Here is a 20,779-nt window from a genome sequence, read left to right on the forward strand (position 1 = left end):
GATCGCCCTCCAGTCGGGCATGGCCGCCGGCGCCCACGCGATCGTGGTGCCGGAACGGCCCTTCGACATGGACGAGCTGACGGCGGTCGTCGGCAAGCGCTTCGAGGCGGGAAAACGATTCGCCATCGTGGTCGTCGCCGAGGGCGCCAAGCCGCGCCCCGGCTCGATGGAGTTCGAGACCGGCGGTACGGACGTCTACGGGCACGAGCGCTTCGCCGGCGTCGCCCGGCAGCTGGCCGTGGAGCTGGAGCGCCGCCTGGACAAGGAGGCCCGGCCCGTCATCCTCGGCCATGTGCAGCGCGGCGGCACCCCCACCGCGTACGACCGGGTGCTCGCCACCCGCTTCGGCTGGCACGCGGTGGAGGCCGCGCACCGGGGCGCGTTCGGGATGATGACGGCGCTGCGCGGCACGGACATCACGCTGGTGCCGCTGGCCGAGGCCACCGAGCGGCTGAAGACGGTTCCGGAGGAGCGCTACGCCGAGGCCGACTGCGTGCTCTGATCCGGTCCGTCCGCCTCGCCCCGGGGGCGCCCCCGGCCGTGGGCGCGGCCCGGGGCGCCTCTAGTCTGGTCCCGGCGCATCGGTGCGAAATGGGAGAGAGTGGATGGATCACGGCGGGCACGGCATGCAGGGCATGCACGGCATGATGCACATGGACATGCCGCCGTTCACGCTGAGCCGGGGTCTGCAGTTCAGCGGCGAACCGTTCTTCATGATCGGCTGCCTGCTGGGGCTGGGTCTCTACGGCTGGGGCGTGGTGCGGCTGCGGAGACGCGGCGACGCGTGGCCGTGGGGCCGGGTGGTGGCGTTCACGCTGGGCGTGCTGAGCGTGGCGCTGGTGATGTGCACCAAGCTCAACGACTACGGCATGGTCATGTTTAGCGTGCACATGGTGCAGCACATGGTGATCAGCATGCTCTCCCCGATCCTCCTGCTGCTGGGCGCGCCGGTGACGCTGACGCTGCGGGCGCTGCCCGCGGCGGGACGCGGCCGCAAGGGGCCGCGCGAGTGGTTGGTGGCCCTGCTGCACAGCCGCTACATGCGGATCATCACCCACCCCGCGTTCACGATCCCGATGTTCATCGCGAGCCTGTACGCGCTGTACTTCACGCCGCTCTTCGACTTCCTCATGGAGACGAAGACCGGGCACATCGCGATGATGGTGCACTTCCTCGCGGTGGGCCTGGTGTTCTTCTGGCCGATCATGGGTGTGGACCCGGGCCCGCACCGGCCGGGCTATGTGATGCGGATGCTGGAGCTGTTCGCGGGCATGCCCTTCCACGCCTTCTTCGGCATCGCGCTGATGATGGCCTCGGAGCCGATGATCGGCACGTATATGCACCCGCCGGCCTCGCTGGGCATCGACGCGCTGGACGACCAGAAGGCGGGCGGCGGCATCGCCTGGGCGTTCAGCGAGATCCCGTCGGTCCTGGTGCTGCTGGCGCTGGTGTACCAGTGGTACCGCTCCGAGCAGCGGCAGGCCAAGCGGTCCGACCGCGCGGAGGAGCGCAGCGGCGACAAGGAGCTCCAGGCCTACAACGCCTACCTGGCCTCGCTCCACGCGAAGGGCCAGCAGGGCTAGCCCGGCGGGGGTATGGCGGTGCGGACCGCGGTGGGGAGACGATGGTCTCCTGACCGCGGTCCGCGCGTATGTACGGTCGTTTCGTTCCGTCCTGCGGCGGGGCCGCCGTGGAGGAGGTGCGGGATGCCCGGATCGACGAGGGCCATGGCGGCGCTCACGGTCGGGGGGCTGGTCCTGGTGACCGCCTACTCGGTGACGATCGGGAGCGACGGCTGGCTGTGGTTCGCCTGGGTCGTGCTGGGCGTGGCGACGATCGGGGCGATGGTGGCGCGCGGGAACTGAGCGCCGGGGGTGGGGAGGGGCGGGGGCCGCTCAGAAGTGGAAGATCGCTCCGGTGGCGGCCTCCAGGAGGCAGGGGTTGGGATAGGTCCGCCGCCAGGACACCGTGGCGCCGTGCCAGGCCCCGTCGGCGGTGGCGACGACCGGGTCGTCCTCCCGGGTGCACACCTGGCCGGGGTCGGCGGGGAGCTGGTCGGGCCGGCCGCCCGCCCGTTCCAGGTCCGCGCACGCCTCGGCCGCGCGGGGGTGGTGGCCGCCCGCGGCGGGGCAGACGAGCCGGACGCCGCGGATCCAGGTGTTCCGCGCGCCGGAGACCGTGAGGAGGAGCTGTCCCGACTCCTTCGCGTCCGTCCTGTCGGCGCCCGCCGCCGCGGGAGGCAGCGCGAGCAGCGCGGTGGCGGTCGCGGTGACGGTCGCCGCCGCTGTCGCGGTGGTGCGTACGGACATGGGTGCCTCCCGGGCGCGGTCGTGCCGGTCAGGGCACCGCGTCGGGCCGCCGTAGGGCAAGCGGCCACACCGGCTCCTCACCCGTGTGGGGGGTCGCGGCCACCCGGGCGGCCGCGAGCCCGGCGGCGAAATCCGGTCGCCGCGGACGGCCCGACTCCGTACGCTCCCGTCCGTACGAAAGGCTTCTGACAAGGGGGAACGCAATGAGCGCACGACTGCGTGAGGTCGCGCGGGTGACGGAGTCGATCGTCGCCGAAGGGGGCTATACGACACCGGGCGGCCGGTGGGCGGACATCGCCGAGGCGGTCGGGGCGGCCCGGCGGGGAACGCGGCTGTACGGCCCGGAGCCGGTGGCGGTGCGACCTGCGGAACCGACGGCGACGGTCTTCGAGGTGACGGCCGAGGGCAGTCTGGACGCGTCGCGCCGCCTGGCGGCGGACGGCGACGTCGCGGTGCTCAACTTCGCCTCCGCCCGCAACCCCGGCGGCGGCTACCTCAACGGCGCCCAGGCGCAGGAGGAGGCGCTGTGCCGGGGCTCGGCCCTGTACACGTGTCTGCGCGAGGCCCCGGAGTACTACGCCGCCCACCGCGCGGACCCCAGCCCGTTCTACAGCGACCGGGTCGTCCACTCCCCCGGCGTCCCGGTCTTCCGCGACGACCGGGACGGGCTCCTGGAGACCCCGTACACGGTGGGCTTCCTGACCTCCCCGGCCCCCAACGCGGGGGTGATCGCCCAGCGCGCACCGGAGCTCACCGCGCGGATCCCGGCGGCGCTGGCGGAGCGCGCGGGCCGGGTGCTGGAGGTGGCGGCCGCGCACGGCTACCGCCGGCTGGTCCTCGGGGCGTGGGGATGCGGGGTCTTCCGCAACGACCCGGCACGGGTCGCGACGGCGTTCGCCGGGCATCTGACGGGTGAGGGCCGCTTCGCGGACCGTTTCGAGCACGTCGTCTTCGCGATCCTCGACTGGCGGACGGACTCGCCGACCCGGGCGGCCTTCGCGTCGGTGTTCGCGGGCTAATACTGCAACGGTCTTAGGCCCGCTCCCCCATCATCTCGGCGACGAGGAAGGCCAGATCGAGGGAGTGCGCCCGGTCGAGCCGGGCGCCTCGGGCGGCCCCGGCTGCCCGGTCGCCGGTGAGCGCCACGTGGATGCCGCCCGCGTGGGTGCCGCAGGCCCGGTGGACCTCGAAGAAGCCCCGGACCTCGTCGAGGAGGGCGTCGAAGTCGTGCACGACGTGACCGCCGGCCGTCCGGACCGTGTTGCCGCGCACGGGGTCGCAGACCCAGACGGGCCTGGCGCCCTCCCCCTCGGCCTTGCGCACCAGCGCGGGCAGCCGGTCGCGGACGAGTTCGGCGCCCATCCGGGTGATGAAGGTGAGCCTGCCGGGGACGCGATCCGGGTCGAGCCGGTCGACGCAGGCGAGGACGGTGTCCGGGTCGGCGTCGGGGCCGAGCTCCACGGCGACGGGGTTGTGGATCCGGGACAGGTACGCGAGGTGCTCGTCGTCCGCCGTCTCCCGGCCGGGCAGGGCGGTCCACAGCAGGTGGGCGCTGGTCGCGTAGGGCAGCCCGGTGCGGGCGTCGGTGCGGGTGAGCGCCTCCTCGTAGTCGAGCCGCCGTCCCTCGTGGCCCGCGAAGAAGTCGACGGTGTGGACCTCCTTGGGGTCGACCCCGCACGCGTGCATGAAGCGCAGGGAGCGCTCGATCCCGTCGGCGAGCTCCGTGTAGCGCCGGCGGGCCGGGGAGTCGGTCACGAAACCGCGGTTCCACTCGTGCACCTGGTGGAGGTCGGCATGCCCCCCGATACCGAAGGCGCGTACGAGGTTGAGCGTAGTCGCCGACGCCTCGTACATCCGGCGCAGCCGGTGGGAGCCGGGGTCGCCGGAGCCGGCGGGCACGCCGAAGTCGACGCGGCCGAAGTCGACCCGGCCGACCTTGACCACGGGGACCGAGGCCGCGTAGGTGAGGACCACGGCCATCTGGAGGAGCGTACGGAGGATGCCGCCGACGGACTCGGCGGTCGTCCCGTCGAAACTCCGGGCGCTCTCGCCCCCTTGGAGCAGGAACGCCTCCCCCCGGGCGACGGCCGCGAGCCGGTCCCGCAGCCGGTCGCACTCCTCGGCGAAGACGAGCGGGGGCAGATCCTGGAGCGGCCCGGCCGTCACCGGCGGTCCGGCCTGCGGCAGTGGAGTCATGTCCCCGTCCCTCGGCGAGCCGGCCGCACGCGGCGACCGGCGGGATGTCCGGCCCAGGAATTCCAGCCCACGCGCCGGGCGCCGTCAAGAACCCCCGGCGGCGGGGCGGCAGATGTCGGCGGGCACCGGGACTGCACTCGGTCTCCACCGTCCGGTACGTTCCTGGACGGAACCTGTCGGCAGCCAGCCGTCGCGGAAAGGTGAGCGGATGACCCGGCCCGCCCCGGTCGAAGCACTCACGGCGTGGCACGGTCACGCCCTCGACGAGGCGGAGTGGCTGCTCCCGCTGCCCCCCGCCGGCTCGCGCGCGCCGGACGGCCGGAGAGGGGACACGGGGCCCACCGGCGCGAGCCCCGAGGCAGCACCGGCGGACCTGGCCGCGCGTGTGACCCGGCGGCTGCGGAACGGCCGCGGGTTCGTCGTGATCCGCGGCTTTCCGGTGGACGGCCGCTCCGATCAGGAGTGCGCCGAGATGTGCCGGCAACTCGCCGCCGCGCTGGGCACCGTGAGGCCGGCGGACCCCGGTGACCTCATCACCGTGGCCGACGACGCCGGACTGGGCAAGACCGACCTCGCTCTGGCCCTCCACACCGACCGGACCCCGGCACCCCATCCGCCAAGACTGCTGGGGCTGCTGTGCGTGCGGCAGGCGGCACAAGGCGGGGAGACGCTACTGGCCAGCGGCCATACCGTGCACAACAGGCTGCTCGCGGACAGCCCCTGGGCCCTGCCCCGCCTCTATCAGGATTTCCACTTCGGCCGGGGAACCGGCTTCGACCGGCTCCGCCCCGTCTTCCAGCGGCACGGCACGGACCTGCGCGTGCACTACAACCGGCGCGGGATCGAACGCGCCCGGCACGAAGCCGGCGCGCCCCTGACCCCCGACGAGCAAGCGGCCCTCGACGCCGTCGACCGGATCCTGTCCGACCCGCGCACGGTCCTGCGCGTCCCCCTCCGTCCCGGAGACTTTCTCTGGGTGGACAACACCGTCGTGCTGCACGGTCGCACCGCCTTCACCGACCCGCCCGACCCGTGCGCCCGTAGATGCCTGGCCCGCGTGTGGGTGGACTGAGACACCTGCCGACTTCCGGAAACACCCGTGCCCCGGCCCATGAAGGGCCGGGGCACGGGTGCTTGACGTACCGCTACCGGGAACTACTTGGCGGCGGTGGCCTTCGGGGGCTCGGGGGTGGCGTGCGGGGTGCACGTCACGTCGGAGCCGCCGGTGAGCTTGCCGGTCAGGAGGTACGCGTCAACCTTGGTGTTGATGCAGGGGTTGACGAGGCCGGTGACGCCGTGGGAACCGGCGCCCTTCTCCGTGATCAGCTGCGAGCCGCGGAAGCGCTTGTGCAGCTCGACCGCGCCCTCGTAGGGGGTGGCGGCGTCACGGTCGGACTGCACGATGAGGGTCTGCGGCAGGCCCTTGTGCGTGGTGACCTCGATCGGGTTGTACTGCGGGCCCTTCCAGGTGGCGCAGGGCAGGTTCATCCAGGCGTTGGACCAGGTCATGAACGGGGCCTGACGGTCCACGCGGGTGTTGTCGCGGTCCCACTTGTTCCAGCTGGTGGGCCACTTGGCGTCGGCGCACTCGACCGCGGTGTAGACGGCGTTGCCGTTCTCCGCGGCGATGTTGCCGGCCTTGTCGTCCATGTTCGGGCCGGCCGCCTCGATCAGCGGCTTCGCGTCACCGGCGACGTACTTGCTCCAGGTCTGGGCGACCGGCACCCACGAGGAGTCGTAGTACGCGGCCTTCTGGAACCAGCCGATCAGCTCGGCCGGGCCGACGACCCCGCCGATGGGCTCGGCCTTGGCGGAGGCGCGGAGCTTCAGCCAGTTCTGGTGGACCGTGGCCTGGGTGGTGCCGAGGTGGAAGGCGTCGTCGTGCTGGGCGACCCACTTCTCCCAGTCCTTGAACCGGCCCTCGAAGGCGATGTCCTGCTCGAGGTTGGCCTTGTACCAGATGTTGTCCTGGGCCGGGTTGACGACGCTGTCGACGATCATGCGACGGACGTGCGTCGGGAAGAGCGTGCCGTAGACGGCGCCGAGGTAGGTGCCGTAGGAGACGCCGAGGTAGTTCAGCTTCTTCTCACCGAGGGCGGCGCGGACGACGTCCACGTCACGGGCGGTGTTCATCGTCGTCATGTACGGCAGGAGGTCGCCGCTGCGCTCGAAGCAGCCGTCCGCGTACTCCTTGGCCAGCTTGCGCTGGGCGCGCTTGTCGGCCTCGCTGGACGGGACCGGGTCGGCCTTGGGGGCCTTGGCGAACTCCTGGGGGTCGACGCAGGAGATCGGGGCCGAGTGGCCGACGCCGCGCGGGTCGAAGCCCACGAAGTCGTACGCCTTGGCGATGTTGACGTACAGCGGGTTCTTGGACGTGACCTTCGTGGGGAAGCGCAGGCCGGAACCGCCCGGGCCGCCCGGGTTGTAGACGAGCGCGCCCTGGCGCTCGCTCGCGGTGCCGGTGGACTTGGCCCGGTCCACGGCGATCTTGATGGTGCGGCCGTTGGGCTTGGCGTAGTCGACGGGGACCGTGACGAAGCCGCACTGGATGGGCTTCGGCAGCTGCCCCCAGTCGGCAGGACAGTCCTGCCACTTCACGCCCGACTTCGCGGCCCGCTCGGCGGCGATCTTCACGCCCTTGGCCTCGGCGGCGCCTCCCGGCACGGCCTGCGCCGCGCCCGCCGTCGGTGCGGCCAGGAAGCCGGCGACGAGCGTGCCGGCCAGCACGGTGCCGGCCGCGCCGGCTATCGCGTTGGGTCTCAAGACAGTAATTCCCCCTGCTTCGTGCGCCGCCCGGAAGGCAGCGATGATCACGCGGTCTGCAGGTGGGAATCTTTTCGTCTCCCCTGCCACAAAGGACAGGGTGTGAGGGCGTTCTTTACTAATCCGTAAAGATGACGTAACGAGGCGCGGTACGACTGGCGGCCTTCACCCCAACTGACGCTAAAACGCCCGGATTACGTCATTCAGCTCGCTTGCCCAGGAATCCAGTACCTTGCGCAGCTCAAGTGCGTCCCGCGCGACCGCGGTCACCACGACGGCCGGCCCGGCGAGTGGAGTGACGGCGGCGGTCGCGCCGAGCGGCCGGGCCGCCATCGGCCGTTCCTCGAAGGCCGGGTGGACGACGACGAGCTGGCCGACCGCGCGATGCCCGCCGAGCACCGCGCCACCGTCCCAGCCGGGCGCCCCCGGCCCGTAGTTCAGCTCCTGGTCGAACAGCGGGCGCCCGGCATGATGGATCGTCAGCCGCGAGCGCAGCCGCCCCGGGGGCTCGCCCGCCCGGCCCAGGACCTGCTCCTCGCGGAGCAGCAGCCGGGCCCCGGCGCCGAGCGCGACGAGGGTGGTCGTCCGGACGTCGCTGCCGTGCGCGGAGATCAGCGGCTCGGGCAGCCAGCGCAGGGCGGCGCCGTCGGCCACGTCGATACGGGTGTCGTAGGTGGCGGGCGCGCCCGTACGGCCCGGCAGGGCGATCGTGGCGGCCGTGGTGGAGAAGGCCAGTGCGGCGCCGGCTTCGACGCGGGCGTCGAGCGTCAGCCGGTCGCCGCCGAGCGGGGCGCTCATGGCGCCCACGAGCGCCACCCGGGCCTCGGCCCCGCGCCCGCCGACCCGGCGCAGGGCGAAGGGGCCTTCCCCCTCCAGGACGGGCAGGGCGGTGGCGCCCCTGCCGTCGGGGGCGGCCACGATCCGGGCGGCCGCCACCACGCCGGCGGGGTCGGGCGCGAGCGCCGTGGCCATGACGACCGGTGGCGTCATGCCGCCGCCCAGGCCGCGAGCCGCTCGAGCACCCAGTCCCGTACGGGCGCGACGCCGCCCTCCGTGGCGAGCGAGGTGAAGGCCACCGGCAACTCCCCGCGCTGGGCCTTGGCGTCGCGCGCCATGCCCTCCAGGTCGACGCCGACGTACGGGGCGAGGTCGGTCTTGTTGACGACCAGCAGATCGGCGGTGGTCAGGCCGGGGCCGCCCTTGCGGGGGATGTCGTCGCCGCCGGCCACGTCGATGACGAAGATCTGCGCGTCGACGAGGCCCTTGGAGAAGGTGGCGGTGAGGTTGTCGCCGCCGGACTCCACGAGGACGAGGTCGAGCGGGCCGACCGAGTCCTCCAGGTCCTCGACGGCTTCGAGGTTCGCGGAGATGTCGTCGCGGATGGCGGTGTGCGGGCAGGCGCCCGTCTCCACCGCGGCGATGCGCTCGGGCGCCAGCACGGCGTTGCGCAGCAGGAACTCGGCGTCCTCGCGGGTGTAGATGTCGTTGGTGACGACGGCGATGGACAACTCGTCGCGCAGCGCGCGGCACAGGGCGGCGACCGTCGCCGTCTTGCCGGAGCCGACGGGACCGCCGAGTCCGATGCGCAGGGCGCGACGGGTGCCGTCGGGGCGGGTGGGGGTGGCAGCGGTGTAGGTGTGGCGGTGGGGGTAGGTGTCGGGGTGGTCGAGGTGCACGGGTTCCCTCCGGGGTGTGGAAACAGCCCCTCCGGCGTTTGAGGAGCGGGGGTCCGGGGGCGGAGCCCCCGGGAGACAGCGACTACGTGGCGAACAGCCGCACCGGCCAAGCGGCGTGCTGCTCCGCGGTGATGTCGAGCAGCGGGGCCGCCGACGCGGGCAGGGCGTCGAGCCCCTCGTCGAGCGCCCGCAGCGCCGCCTCGGCCGCCGATGCGGCCACCGCGTCGAGCTCCGGCGCCAGCCGCGCCAGCACGGCCGTCGCCTCGAACGGATCGAGGCTCAGCAGCCGCACCACCGCCGTCGCCGGCCCGCTCACCGCCTCGTACGCGGCGGCGTGGGCGACGGCGAGCGGCCCCAGCCCGGCGGAGCGCGCCACCAGCCCGAGGACGACGGGCTGGTGGGCGCCGCGCGGCAGGGCCGCGGCGAGGGCGTCGAGTTCGGGCGACGGCCAGGCGGCGCGCGCGGCGCGCATCAGCTGGCGCCCGAGCCGGCGCGCGGCGGCCCGCAGGGTCGGCGAGGGGGTGCGGGCGTCGGCGGCCGCGTCGACGGCGAGCGGGTCGAGGCCGGCGGCCACGGCGGCGGCGAGCCCCGCCGCCGTCAGCCCGGCGGTGTGCAGCCGCCCCCGGCAGAACGCCTCCAGGGACGCGCCGTCCGTGACCCGGCCGGCCTTGACGGCCGCCTCGGCACCGCCGGAGTGGGCGTGGCCCCCGGCGGGGAAGCGGCCGTCGGCCAGGACGAGGAGCGCGGCGGACATGGTGCTCATCGAATGGCGCCCGTCAGAAGAGGAAGTACCGCTGGGCCATGGGCAGCTCCACCGCCGGGCGCGGCTCGACCGGCTCGCCCTCGATCGTCACGGTGAAGGTGTCCGGGTCCACCTCGACCCGGGGGCGGGCGTCGTTCTCGCGCATGTCCGCCTTGGTGAGGCGGCGGGTGTCGAGGATGGGGACGAAGCGTTTGCCCAGGCCCAGCCGCTCGGGCAGCCCGTCGTCCAGCGCCCACTGAGTGACGAAGTTGAGGGAGTTGGCGGCGGGCGCCCTGCCCCGGGCGCCGAACATGGGGCGCGGGAGGACGGGCTGGGGGGTGGGGATGGAGGCGTTGGCGTCGCCCATCTGCGCGTAGGCGATCTGTCCGCCCTTGAGGACGAGCAGCGGCCGGACGCCGAAGAACGCGGGCTCCCACAGCACCAGGTCGGCGAGCTTGCCGGTCTCGACGGAGCCGATCTCGTGGTCGAGGCCCTGGGCGACGGCGGGGTTGATCGTGTACTTGGCGACGTAGCGGCGGGCCCGCCGGTTGTCGGCCCGGCCGTCGCCGGGCAGGGCGCCGCGCCGTTCCTTCATCACGTGCGCGGTCTGCCAGGTGCGCAGGACCACCTCGCCGATCCGGCCCATGGCCTGGGAGTCGGAGGAGATGATCGATATGGCGCCCAGGTCGTGGAGGACGTCCTCGGCGGCGATCGTGCCGGGCCGGATCCGGGACTCGGCGAAGGCGAGGTCCTCGGGGACGGCGGGGTTGAGGTGGTGACAGACCATCAGCATGTCGAGGTGCTCCTCGACGGTGTTGACGGTGTGGGGCCGGGTGGGGTTGGTGGAGCTGGGCAGGACGTTGGCCTCGGAGACCACCGTGATGATGTCGGGCGCGTGCCCGCCGCCCGCGCCCTCGGTGTGGTACGCGTGAATGGAGCGTCCGGCGATGGCGGCGAGGGTGTCGCCGACGAAGCCCGCCTCGTTGAGGGTGTCCGTGTGGATGGCGAGCTGGGCGCCGCTCTCCTCGCACACGCTCAGGCAGGCGTCGATGGCGGCGGGGGTGGCGCCCCAGTCCTCATGGATCTTGAATCCGACGGCCCCGGCGCGCAGTTGGGCGCGCATCGCGTCGTAGGAGACGGTGTTGCCCTTGCCGAGGAAGCCGATGTTGACGGGGTGGCCCTCCATCGCCTCGAACATCCGGGCGAGGTGCCAGGAGCCGGGGGTGATGGTGGTGGCCTTGCTGCCCTCGGCGGGGCCGGTGCCGCCGCCCACGAGCGTGGTGACGCCGGAGGCCAGCGCCTCGTCGGCGAGCTGGGGGCAGATGAAGTGGACGTGGGCGTCGACGGCGCCGGCGGTGAGGATCCTGCCGTTGCCGGAGATGACCTCCGTCTCGGGGCCGATGACGAGGTCGGGGTGGACGCCGTCCATGGTGTCGGGATTGCCGGCCTTGCCGATGCCGGTGATCCGTCCGTCGCGGATGCCGACGTCGGCCTTGACGATCCCCCAGTGGTCGAGGACGACGGCGCCGGTGATCACGGTGTCGGGGGCGCCCTCGGCGCGGGTGACGCGCGACTGGCCCATCGACTCGCGGATGACCTTGCCACCGCCGAAGACCGCCTCGTCCCCGGCGTGGCCGGGGCCGCCGCAGCGGTCCTCCTCGATCTCGATCAGCAGGCTCGTGTCGGCGAGCCGGATCCGGTCACCGGCCGTCGGCCCGTAGAGCGCGGCGTACTCGGCGCGGGTCAGCTCAGGCATCGAGCGGGCCCCCGCACTCCCCGCGCAGCCCCTCGACGACGCGCTTGCCGCCGATGGGCACGAGGTCGATCTCGACCGGGATGCCGGGCTCGAAGCGCACGGCGGTGCCGGCGGCGATGTCGAGGCGCATGCCGCGGGCGGCCGCGCGGTCGAAGGCGAGGCCCGGGTTGGCCTCGGCGAAGTGGTAGTGGGAGCCGACCTGGACAGGCCGGTCGGCGGCGTTGAGGACGGTCAGCCGGGTGCGTCGCGGCCCTTCGTTGAGCCGCACGGGCGCGTCGGCGTGGAGGATCTCTCCGGGAATCACGGTGCCCCCCGTCACGCGATGGGTTCGTGGACGGTGACGAGCTTCGTCCCGTCCGGGAAGGTGGCCTCGACCTGGACGTCGTGGATCATCTCGGGGATGCCGTCCATGACCTCGTCGCGGGTGAGCACCTTGCGCCCCGAGGACATCAGCTCGGCGACGGTACGGCCGTCGCGGGCGCCCTCGAGGATGTGCGAGGTGATCAGGGCCACCGCTTCGGGGTGGTTGAGGCGCAGCCCGCGGGCCCTGCGCCGCTCCGCGACGTCGGCGGCCACATGGATGAGCAGTCGTTCCTGCTCGTGCGGGGAAAGTTGCATGTATCCCACCTCAACACAGTGTTGACCTGGGGTTCTTCTCCCCGCGGCCCCTGACCGCAGATTAGGGCGCAAGCTTTTCCAACGCGTTAACCGGGATGACCGATTTTTGGTGCGTCCATGACCAGCGTCCGCCCGCGCGGACGCCGTGCGCGCCGGGCGTGCGACGGGGCGTCAGCGGTGCGTGGCGCCCCCGGGGCCCCGGTGCTCGGCCGCGATGCCGAAGCGGCCGCGTTCGCCCGGAGCGGACGACGGCACCGGGCGCACCGTGGCGACCGTACTGATCACCGACTCCTCGGACGCGGCCGCGGCGGCCGCGCCCTCCTCAAGCCGCCGCAGGTCGTCCGCGGAGACCAGGGCCACCAGCGGCTTCCCGTGACGGGTGACGACGACCCGCTCGCCGCCGTAGACGACACGGTTGATGAGGTCCGCCAGCTCGGCTCGGGCTTGCGTCACAGGAATCTCGTAGGCCATACCCCCAGCCTATGCAATGTCCACCTGGTCCGCCGTGGTCCGCGGCGACAGCGAAGATCCAGGTCAGAGGTGTTCGCGTACATCCGTGCGCTCTCTTGCGAGAGATGTGTGAGACGAGGTGAGACGGCTCCACCGGCCCCGCACGAAGCTCCGGCCAGGCGGGGGCCTGCCCGTCGAATCGAGCAGGAGGGCCGGCGACACGGCCCTCTTCTCACACCACCGGACATACAGGCCCGCATCCAGCGGTTCACCAAGCTGTCCCTCCCCTCACAGCATGGAGATGTCCGTTATGGGGAAGTTTGATGGCGGAGATACGCCCCCCGGCGAGACCTCGGTCAGCCGACACGCCCCCTGGGCCACGGTCTACGGCTACTTCGCGAAGTGGCAGCAGCACGGCGTGTTCGAGCAGCTCACCGGCCTGCTGCGGCGCCTGGTCCGCGAGCAGGAGGGGCGCCATGGTGAACCATCAGCCTGCGCGCTCGACTCCCAGACCGTCAAGACCTCCGCCAACGTGCCCCTCGCCGACCAGGGCACGGACGCCGGAAAACGGATCACCGGCCGCAAGCGCCACCTGGGCTGCGGCACACTCGGCCTGACGCTGACCGTGATGGTCACCGCCGCCAACGCCTCCGACACCACGGGCGGCGTCCACCTGCTGTCCCGCATCGCCGCCGCCCACCCGCGCATCCGCGCATCCGCAAGGCATGGGTGAACGCCGGCTACCTCACCACGGCCATCGATCCCGCCGCCCGCCCGGGCATCGACGTCCACCCCGTCCAACGCCCGTCGGGCGTCAAAGGCTTCGCGATCATTCCGCGGCGGTGGACCATCGAACGGAGCATCGGCTGGCTCATGCATCACCGCGGACTCGCCCGAGACCACGAGACCCACCCGCACCGCTCCGAGGCCGTGATCCATCTCGCGATGATCGGCCTCATGAGCTGCCGCCTCACCGGCGAATCCACCCCGAACTGGCGCGACACCTGAGCCAGGAACCAAACACGAATCACCGGACCGCACGCTCAGTCAGAGCCTGTTGGTCGGGACAACGGGACGGGGCCGTCCCGACACGACGCAGTAGCCGTCAACTCTGTTCTGTAAGGAAGGCCACCACAGCGTCCAGAAACTCCGCCTGCCCTTCGATGTTCGCCATGTGCACCGTGGCCAGGACGGTGAACCGCGCGCCGGGGACGGTCGCGGCGAGCTCCCTGCCGTGGTCGGCGGACGTGACGGTGTCGTGCTCGCCCGCGATGACCAGTGTCGGGTTGTGGATGAGCGAGGCCGTGCGGCGCAGGTCGTAGTCGCGCACCGCAGCCCAGCTCCCTGCCACGCCCTCGCGCTGCGTGGTGAGCAGGGTGCGGCGGAAGCCCTCGACAACCTTGTCGTCGCCTCGCAGCATGCGCGCCGGGAACCAGTTGTGCAGGAACCTCTCCGTGGTGGCCTGCATGTCGGGGGCTTCCAGCAATTCGGCGATCGGTCGATCCCACTGATTCGCCGGGCCGAGGTACGCGGCGGTGTTGGAGAGCACCAGGCGGTCGACGCGCTCCGGAACGTGGATCCCCAACCACTGCGCGACGATTCCGCCCAGAGACAGACCCAGCACGTGCACCCGCTGCAGGCCCAGGGCATCCAGCAACTCCACCACGTCGCGCCCCAGCCGGTCCAGAGAGTACGGGCCGCTCGGGACATCGGAGGCGCCGTGGCCGCGCGCGTCATAGCGCAGCAGCCGGAAGTGTTCGGTCAGAGCCGGCACCTGACCGTCCCACATGTGGAGGTCGGTACCGATGGAGTTCGAGAGCAGCAGCACCGGCTTGTTCTCGTCACCGTCGAAGCGATAGGCGATACGGACGCCATCGCCGGTGGTGATGGCGGTACGGGTCCGAGCAGTCATGTCAGCTCCAGTGATCTAGCGGCTATGCGCTCAGCCTATGAATGCCACCTGCAGAGTTCTATTACAAAGATCGAACGAGCCCTGTAGGTTGCCTGGACAATGTCGAACTTCACGCTCCACGAGTTGCAGTGCTTCAACGCCGTTGTGCTCCACGGCGGCTTCCAGGCCGCCGCCGAGCGACTGCACCGCTCGCACCCTTCTGTGTTCGCGGCAGTCGCCAAGCTGGAGCGCCAGCTGGGCCTGGACCTGCTGGATCGCTCGGGCTATCGGGTTCAGCTCACCGAGGCGGGGCACGCCTTCCACCGCAAGGTGCGCTTGCTGCTGCACGAGGCCGAGGAGCTGCAGACCTACGCCGCGCAGTTGGCGATGGGCGAAGAGGCCGAACTGCGCGTGGTGCTCGGGGACCTGTGCCCGCTTCCACCGGTGTTGGAAATACTCAGCCGCTTCTTCGCGCAGTGCCCGCAGACACGACTGCACCTGCAGTTCGAGACAGTCACCGGCCCCTGGGAGCGGCTGCTGGAGGACGAAGCCGATCTCATTGTGCACCGCGTCCCCAAGAGCGACGTGCGGATGGAGTGGATCGATCTCGGCCGCGTCGCGCTGGTGCCCGTCGTGGCGCCCGGTTTCCTGCCCTTCCCTCCGGACACCGACATCACACCGCAGCGGATGCGGGCCTTCACCCAATGCGTGGTCCGGGATTCGGCGCGGCAGCCGTCCGAACAAGGCCATTTCCTGGTCGAAGGCGCACCCCGGAGCTCCGTTCCGGACCACCTCATGAAGAAGGAGCTGATCTTGCACGGCATGGCATGGGGACACGTGCCGCGATTCCTGATCGAGACCGAGTTGCGTGACGGAAGCCTGCTTTCCATCGCCGGACGGCACTTTCCCGGTGTGGTCGAGGAACTCTCGGCAGCTCGCCGACGCGACCGGCCGCACGGGCCAGTCGCCGAGCAGCTGTGGGACTTCCTGGCCCGCCATGCTCCGGTCCTACGACCGACGCTGGGCCGTGTACCCACCGAGGAAGATCGGACTTAACACCCACTCAGGGCACCGTTGTCGGATGACGATGGCGCCCTCAAGGGATCAACGCATCACCCGCGGATGATCACGTGATCGTGGAGGCACAGGCGCGTGGCTACGGGTTTTCGCCGGCTCAGCAGGACGAGATCTGGAGACGCTGGCGCGAGGGTCAGTCGTTCAGCTTGACCGAGCGGGCACTCGGGGCACCGATGCGGCACGCCCGTCGCTTCCTCTACCAGAGCGGCGGCGTACGCCTCACCCCGCAGACACGTTCAGAGCGGCATCTGAACGGCATCTGAGCGGCAGCGAACACGAGGAGATACCCCACGGCATCGCCGCCGGGGAATCGGCCCGGCAGCTGGCCAAGCCGCTGGGCAGATCCCCTTCGACCGTCTCCCGCGAGATCGCCCGCAACGGCGGCCAGGACCGCTACCGAGCCGCCTCGGCCGATACGGCCGCCTAGGGCGCCGCCGCCGCGGAGTTGTCGGGCACCTTCCGCGCCAGGCGCTTGGTCCCGTCGGCGTCGATCACCACGCAGTGGTGGTGGGTCTTTGCCTGCGTCGATGCCGGCCCAGATCGCGGCCATGGCGCCTCCGTGCGGTGGGGTGTGCTGATGCCTCCCGACGGACGGCCCTGCTGCCGATTCCCTATGGAGCGATCATTCGCAATTCCTGATTGGCAGCCGAGTCGTCGTGGGGCGTCGGGCGGCGACCAAGGCCTGCCGCCCGGCAGCGGGGGATCCGCTTCGGGACAAGGTCGCTGAATCCGACGGCTCTTCCCTGCGTGTGGGCCGTGACGTCGACGCGCAGTGGCCGTCATTCATAGAAGCGGCCTGCTCTCAGAGCAGGCCCGCCAGCTGGGTGATCATGCCTCCGACGAGGGCGTGGAGCCCGGCCACGGCTAGGCCCAAGAGCTGACCGACAATGGGCAAGAGCATCGCTGCACTCCTGTCGTATGAGCCGCTCATCGTTGCGACCTGGTGGCCGGATCAACGACGCCCCGTCCGGCCGGACACGCCCTGGGGCAGCCGCAAGGCGAGGGGTGGGCGGCAGGGCCAAGGAGGGGCGGCCCCGCCGGGCTGGGGCTCTCAGCCGAACTTCACGCTGCGCGCGAGGGGGTCGGTGAAGGTGCGGCCGTCCCCGGGGACCAGGGTGTCCGCGAGTTCCGCGCAGCCCTGGTCGTAGTACACCCTGGCGCCGGCGTCCGTACGGTTGCGCACGCTGGTCGCGCCTTGGAGCAGGAGGTAGCACTCGCCGTTGTCCGGGGCGTCGAGCTCCAGGTCGCCGGACTGTGACGAGTGGTAGGAGAAGGTGCCGGTGGCGGCGTAGGCGGTGCTGGCGGGCAGGGCGGTGAAGACGGCGAGGGCGGCTGCGGCGGCCAGGGCCGCGCGGCCGACGCGCGCCGAGGTCAGGCGTGTGGTGGTCATGGATGCCACGGTTCCGGACGGGGGCGGAGAAAAACATGGGGCACGGCCCCAGCGGCGCGGGAAGCAGGAGCAGGCACTTGGGCCGTACGCCCCTGGTCCCCTCCGCGTGCCCCCCGTCAGTCCCCTTCCGCGCGGGAGACCCCTGCGCGCTGCGCGTGATTCGGAAAGCGAGGCCCCTGCGGCAGCAGCACACTGATGACCGCCGTCCACCGCACCGGGGGCACCCCCAATACGCCCGCGCCGCCTACGACCTGCAGGACACTGTGGGCATGCGCCGCCTGTGGCGCGGCATGGAGCCCTGCGGCAACCAGATCAAGGCGGCCGCGTACCGCGCCCGCAAGAAGTCCACCCACGCGGCGGCCAACTGACCCGGCCTCGGGTCCTCGGCCATGGCCAACCGCCCCGTGGCCGTCGGTTCGTACTGGCTCACCCGCCACCTCATCGATCGTCGACAGGGCCTTGTCGCCTCCGACTTGTGCGGTTCGGGGCGGCGGACCGACGCCTCACCTCTCTCCTTGGTTGAGTCGACCAACCGTGTCCATCGACACAATCGCTCGACATTGTCGACTGACAATGTCGGGCGTACGTTGGTCCGCAATCGACTGCCGGTGTGAAACGAAAGGCGGGCTCATGACTCACGCGTCCGTTGGTACTGCCCAGGCGATCCCCGAGCGTCCGGCGCTGCCCCTGATCGGCCACGCCTTGGAACTGCTCAAGGGCGCCGACGGCCACGACCTCCTGATGAAGGAGGTCAAGGAGATGGGTCCGGTGTTCCGGCTCCGCTTCTTCGGGACGGAGAGCGTCATCGTCGGCGGCCTGGATCTGGTGGCGGAGCTGTCGGACGAGTCCCGGTTCCGCAAAAACGTGTCCCCGGACCTGATCGAGGTCCGCCGGTTCGCCGGGGACGGCCTGTTCACCGCCTTCAACGACGAGCCGAACTGGCGCAAGGCCCACGACATTCTGATGCCGGCGTTCTCGCTCGGCGCGATGCGCGGCTACCACGGCACCATGCTCGGGGTCGCCCGGTCCCTGATCGCCAAGTGGGACCGGGCCGCCGGGGCGCGGCTGGTGGACGTCCCCGAGGACATGACCCGGCTGACCTTCGACACCATCGGGCTGTGCGGCTTCGGCCACGACTTCCGGTCGTTCGGCCGTGACGAGCCGCACCCCTTCGTCGAGGCGATGTCACGGGCGCTGGCCTTCTCCCAGGACAGGGTGGAAGCCATCCCGGGCACGGAGCTGTTCAAACGGAAGCAGGCCGAGCAGTTCCGCCGGGACGTCACGCTGATGACGGATCTCGTCGACGAGGTCGTCCGGCGGCGCAGGGCGTCCGGCGACACGAGCACGGACGATCTGCTGGGCCGGATGCTGCACACCCGGGACACGCTGACCGGCGAGCTCCTGGACGATGTGAACATCCGCAACCAGGTGGTCACCTTCCTCATCGCCGGGCACGAGACCACCAGCGGCGCCCTGTCCTTCGCCCTGTACTACCTGACCAAGCACCCCGAAGTGCTCGCGCGGGCCCAGGCCGAGGTGGACGCCCTGTGGGGAGACACGGACACCCCCGAACCCGGCTACGGCGACATCGGCAGGCTCACCTACATCCGTCAGGTGCTCAACGAAAGCCTGAGGCTGTGGCCGACCGCCCCCGGCTTCGCCGTGGAGCCCCTTGAGGACACCGTCATCGGCGGCAAGTACGCCGTGCGCAAGGGTGAGGCGCTCACCCTCTACACCCCGGCCCTGCACCGCGACCCCGCCTGGGGCGAGAACGTCGAGCTGTTCGATCCCGAGCGCTTCGCGCCCGAGCAGGAGGAAAAGCGCTCGGTCCACCTGTTCAAGCCGTTCGGCAACGGCGAACGCGCCTGTATAGGCCGTCAGTTCGCCCTCCACGAGGCCACCCTCCTGCTCGGCCTGCTGACGCACCGTTACCGGCTGATCGACCACGCCGACTACCAGCTGAAGATCAAACAGACCCTCACCATCAAGCCCGACGGGTTCACCCTCAAGCTGGCCCGGCGCACCAGCGGCGAGCGCCGGCTGCCCACGGCCGCCACGAGCGGCGCCCTCGCCGACCGGGAGGGTCCTGCGGCCCGACGCGCGACGGGCACCGCGCTGACCGTTCTGCACGGCTCCAACCTGGGCACCTGCGTGAACATCGCCCGCGACCTGGCCGCGGACGGCGCCGAGCACGGGTTCGCCCCGGCCGTGGCACCCCTCGACGACTACGCGGGCGAACTGGGCGCCGTCGAGGGTCCGGTGGTGATCGTGGCCGCCTCCTACAACGGCAGGCCCACCGACGACGCAGCCGAGTTCGTCGCGTCGCTGGAGGGACTCGATCCCGGCTCGCTCGACGGTGTCCAGTACGCCGTTCTCGGCGTCGGCGACCGCAACTGGGCGGCCACCTACCAGCGCGTCCCCACCCTCATCGACGAGCGCCTGGCGGCGGCCGGAGCCGCGCCACTGCTGGAACGCGGCGCCGCCGATGCCTCCGGTGACTTCGCGGGCACGGTGGACCGGTGGACGGGCGACCTGTGGACCGCCCTGCTGGAGCGCTACGGCGACCCGGCGGCCCGCGCCGTGTCGGCCACCGAACCGGGGGAGGGCCAGGGCCAGGGCCAGGATCAGGGCCAGGATCAGGGCCTCTACGAGATCCAGGACACCCCCGAGTCGGTCATCGGCGGACTCGCGGCACGGCACGGTGTGCAGCCGATGGAGGTGCTCGACGCATACGAGCTCGTCGACACGGGCCACGAGCTCGGCCGCTCCAAGCGCTTCCTGAGACTGCGGCTGCCCGAGGGCGTCACCTATCGCACCGGGGACCACCTGGCCGTGCTCCCGCGCAACCCGGACGCCCTCGTACGGCGGGTCGCCGACCGGTTCGGCCTCGACCTGGACCGTACCGTCCGGCTGCACGCGCGCCGCCGCGGCGTCAACACCCTGCCGATCGACCGCCCGCTGACCCTGCGCCGGTTACTGACCGATTTCGTGGAACTACAGGACCCCGCCACCCGGGAACAGGTCGCCGTACTCGCCGAGCACACCGGCTGCCCGCCTGAGAAGCGCCCCCTGGCCGAACTCGCCGCCGCGGACCCCGAGACCTTCCGCGAGCGGGTGACGGCCGCCGGACGCAGCGTCCTGGACCTGCTGGAGCACCACCGCGCCTGCGAACTGCCCTTCGCGCGCTTCCTGGAGATGCTGCCGGTCCTGCGCCCGCGCCACTACTCGATCTCCTCGTCCGCCGACGCCTCTCCCGGCGAGGTGGACCTGATGGTGTCGCTGCTCACCGCGCCCCACCGAAGCGGCGAGGGCGTCTTCCACGGCATCGCCTCGCACCACCTCCGGACCGTGACGGCCGGTGACATCCTCCAGGCCCGGGTACTGCCGTGCAGCGAGGCCTTCCGGCTGCCCGAGGACCCCTCCGTTCCGGTCGTCCTGGTCAGCGCGGGCACCGGGCTGGCACCTTTCCGCGGCGCGATCCTCGACCGGCTCTACACCCGGTCGGCCGGAACGCTGCTGTGCTACTTCGGCTGTGATCACCCCGACGTCGACTACCTCCACCGGGAGGAGTTCGAAGCCGCCGAGGCGGCCGGGGCCGTGAGCATGCGCCCCACCTTCATGCACGCGCCCGAGGACGGCGTCCGCTTCGTCCAGGACCGCATCGCGCGCGAGAGCGCAGAGGTCTGGGCCATGCTGGAAGCCGGCGGCCGGGTCCGTGTCTGCGGCGACGGCCGCCGCATGGCCCCCGCGGTGCGGGAGGCGCTCATGACGATCCACCGCGAGAACACCGGCGCGTCCGGCGAGGAGGCCGCCGCCTGGCTGGTCTCCCTCGCCGAGTCCGGTCACTACGCCGAGGACGTCTGGGCGGGCTGACCGTAGCCCTGGCTGACGGGTCCACTGCCCGTGGACCC

General features: G+C 71.7%; 19 protein-coding genes and 3 pseudogenes. 10 read left to right on the forward strand and 12 right to left on the reverse strand.

Annotation, left to right across the window (positions count from 1 at the left end):
* The 3 genes from ACX9I7_RS30165 to ACX9I7_RS30175 all read left to right on the forward strand — a co-directional run.
* On the forward strand, nt 1-502 hold a 502-nt coding region (locus ACX9I7_RS30165; RefSeq protein ID WP_459389127.1), incomplete at its 5' end, for a 6-phosphofructokinase.
* A 103-nt stretch (nt 503-605) separates the two neighbouring features.
* The gene (locus tag ACX9I7_RS30170; RefSeq protein ID WP_387568203.1) at nt 606-1,583 is read left to right on the forward strand and encodes a cytochrome c oxidase assembly protein; all 978 of its coding nucleotides are present in this window, start codon (nt 606-608) and stop codon (nt 1,581-1,583) included.
* 123 nt (nt 1,584-1,706) lie between these two features.
* Complete coding sequence (locus ACX9I7_RS30175; protein ID WP_358621361.1) at nt 1,707-1,865, forward strand: hypothetical protein; 159 nt, start codon at nt 1,707-1,709, stop codon at nt 1,863-1,865.
* Between the two features lie 30 nt (nt 1,866-1,895).
* Here ACX9I7_RS30175 and ACX9I7_RS30180 read toward each other — a convergent pair whose 3' ends face one another.
* Entirely contained in the window at nt 1,896-2,309 is a 414-nt protein-coding gene (locus tag ACX9I7_RS30180) for an SSI family serine proteinase inhibitor (RefSeq protein ID WP_459389128.1), read from the reverse strand.
* A gap of 203 nt (nt 2,310-2,512) precedes the next feature.
* Between ACX9I7_RS30180 and ACX9I7_RS30185 the strand changes: the two genes are divergently transcribed.
* Nucleotides 2,513-3,328 carry a TIGR02452 family protein gene (locus ACX9I7_RS30185; protein ID WP_459389129.1) on the forward strand — a complete coding sequence of 272 codons (816 nt, stop codon included), beginning with the start codon at nt 2,513-2,515 and terminating at the stop codon, nt 3,326-3,328.
* Between the two features lie 13 nt (nt 3,329-3,341).
* Here the strand turns inward: ACX9I7_RS30185 and ACX9I7_RS30190 are convergent, their stop codons facing one another.
* Entirely contained in the window at nt 3,342-4,505 is a 1,164-nt protein-coding gene (locus ACX9I7_RS30190; protein WP_459389130.1) for a 3-deoxy-7-phosphoheptulonate synthase, read from the reverse strand.
* A 208-nt stretch (nt 4,506-4,713) separates the two neighbouring features.
* Here ACX9I7_RS30190 and ACX9I7_RS30195 point away from each other — a divergent pair, with 208 nt between their 5' ends.
* On the forward strand, nt 4,714-5,577 hold the full coding sequence (locus ACX9I7_RS30195; RefSeq protein ID WP_459389131.1) for a TauD/TfdA family dioxygenase: 864 nt from the start codon (nt 4,714-4,716) through the stop codon (nt 5,575-5,577).
* An 83-nt stretch (nt 5,578-5,660) separates the two neighbouring features.
* Here ACX9I7_RS30195 and ACX9I7_RS30200 read toward each other — a convergent pair whose 3' ends face one another.
* From ACX9I7_RS30200 to ACX9I7_RS30235, 8 genes are all read right to left on the reverse strand, one after another.
* The gene (locus ACX9I7_RS30200) at nt 5,661-7,268 is read right to left on the reverse strand and encodes an alpha/beta hydrolase (RefSeq protein WP_387568189.1); all 1,608 of its coding nucleotides are present in this window, start codon (nt 7,266-7,268) and stop codon (nt 5,661-5,663) included.
* A gap of 180 nt (nt 7,269-7,448) precedes the next feature.
* A complete protein-coding gene (locus ACX9I7_RS30205; protein ID WP_459389132.1) occupies nt 7,449-8,258 on the reverse strand; it encodes an urease accessory protein UreD in 810 nt (269 codons plus the stop codon).
* Nucleotides 8,255-8,944 carry an urease accessory protein UreG gene (gene ureG, locus ACX9I7_RS30210; RefSeq protein ID WP_387568187.1) on the reverse strand — a complete coding sequence of 230 codons (690 nt, stop codon included), beginning with the start codon at nt 8,942-8,944 and terminating at the stop codon, nt 8,255-8,257. The genes ACX9I7_RS30205 and ureG overlap by 4 nt, the downstream gene beginning before the upstream one ends.
* Nucleotides 8,945-9,026: 82 nt before the next feature.
* The gene (locus ACX9I7_RS30215) at nt 9,027-9,707 is read right to left on the reverse strand and encodes an urease accessory protein UreF (RefSeq protein ID WP_387568185.1); all 681 of its coding nucleotides are present in this window, start codon (nt 9,705-9,707) and stop codon (nt 9,027-9,029) included.
* 13 nt (nt 9,708-9,720) lie between these two features.
* The gene (locus tag ACX9I7_RS30220; protein ID WP_459389133.1) at nt 9,721-11,442 is read right to left on the reverse strand and encodes an urease subunit alpha; all 1,722 of its coding nucleotides are present in this window, start codon (nt 11,440-11,442) and stop codon (nt 9,721-9,723) included.
* Nucleotides 11,435-11,746 (reverse strand): urease subunit beta, encoded by a 312-nt coding sequence (locus tag ACX9I7_RS30225; protein WP_387568179.1) that lies wholly within the window; start codon nt 11,744-11,746, stop codon nt 11,435-11,437. Before ACX9I7_RS30225 ends, ACX9I7_RS30220 begins: the two co-directional genes overlap by 8 nt.
* A gap of 11 nt (nt 11,747-11,757) precedes the next feature.
* Complete coding sequence (locus ACX9I7_RS30230) at nt 11,758-12,060, reverse strand: urease subunit gamma (RefSeq protein ID WP_126917166.1); 303 nt, start codon at nt 12,058-12,060, stop codon at nt 11,758-11,760.
* 171 nt (nt 12,061-12,231) lie between these two features.
* On the reverse strand, nt 12,232-12,531 hold the full coding sequence (locus ACX9I7_RS30235) for a type II toxin-antitoxin system Phd/YefM family antitoxin (RefSeq protein ID WP_387568176.1): 300 nt from the start codon (nt 12,529-12,531) through the stop codon (nt 12,232-12,234).
* 349 nt (nt 12,532-12,880) lie between these two features.
* Here ACX9I7_RS30235 and ACX9I7_RS30240 point away from each other — a divergent pair.
* A pseudogene (locus tag ACX9I7_RS30240) lies at nt 12,881-13,518 on the forward strand (IS5 family transposase); the annotation flags it as partial.
* A gap of 97 nt (nt 13,519-13,615) precedes the next feature.
* On the opposite strand, the gene pcaD reads toward ACX9I7_RS30240, so the two are convergent.
* The gene (gene pcaD, locus ACX9I7_RS30245; protein WP_387568172.1) at nt 13,616-14,422 is read right to left on the reverse strand and encodes a 3-oxoadipate enol-lactonase; all 807 of its coding nucleotides are present in this window, start codon (nt 14,420-14,422) and stop codon (nt 13,616-13,618) included.
* 99 nt (nt 14,423-14,521) lie between these two features.
* Between pcaD and ACX9I7_RS30250 the strand changes: the two genes are divergently transcribed.
* Nucleotides 14,522-15,457, forward strand: coding sequence for a LysR family transcriptional regulator (locus ACX9I7_RS30250; RefSeq protein WP_387568170.1), 936 nt, complete (start codon nt 14,522-14,524; stop codon nt 15,455-15,457).
* Between the two features lie 80 nt (nt 15,458-15,537).
* Nucleotides 15,538-15,902 (forward strand): annotated as a pseudogene (locus tag ACX9I7_RS30255) (helix-turn-helix domain-containing protein); the annotation flags it as partial.
* Between the two features lie 627 nt (nt 15,903-16,529).
* On the opposite strand, the gene ACX9I7_RS30260 reads toward ACX9I7_RS30255, so the two are convergent.
* The gene (locus tag ACX9I7_RS30260; protein ID WP_459389134.1) at nt 16,530-16,868 is read right to left on the reverse strand and encodes a hypothetical protein; all 339 of its coding nucleotides are present in this window, start codon (nt 16,866-16,868) and stop codon (nt 16,530-16,532) included.
* 263 nt (nt 16,869-17,131) lie between these two features.
* Here ACX9I7_RS30260 and ACX9I7_RS30265 point away from each other — a divergent pair.
* Nucleotides 17,132-17,236: pseudogene (locus ACX9I7_RS30265) on the forward strand (CGNR zinc finger domain-containing protein); the annotation flags it as partial.
* 262 nt (nt 17,237-17,498) lie between these two features.
* A complete protein-coding gene (locus tag ACX9I7_RS30270) occupies nt 17,499-20,741 on the forward strand; it encodes a bifunctional cytochrome P450/NADPH--P450 reductase (RefSeq protein WP_459389135.1) in 3,243 nt (1,080 codons plus the stop codon).
* Nucleotides 20,742-20,779 lie beyond the last annotated feature (38 nt).

It is taken from the genome of Streptomyces sp. L500 (genome assembly GCF_054551825.1).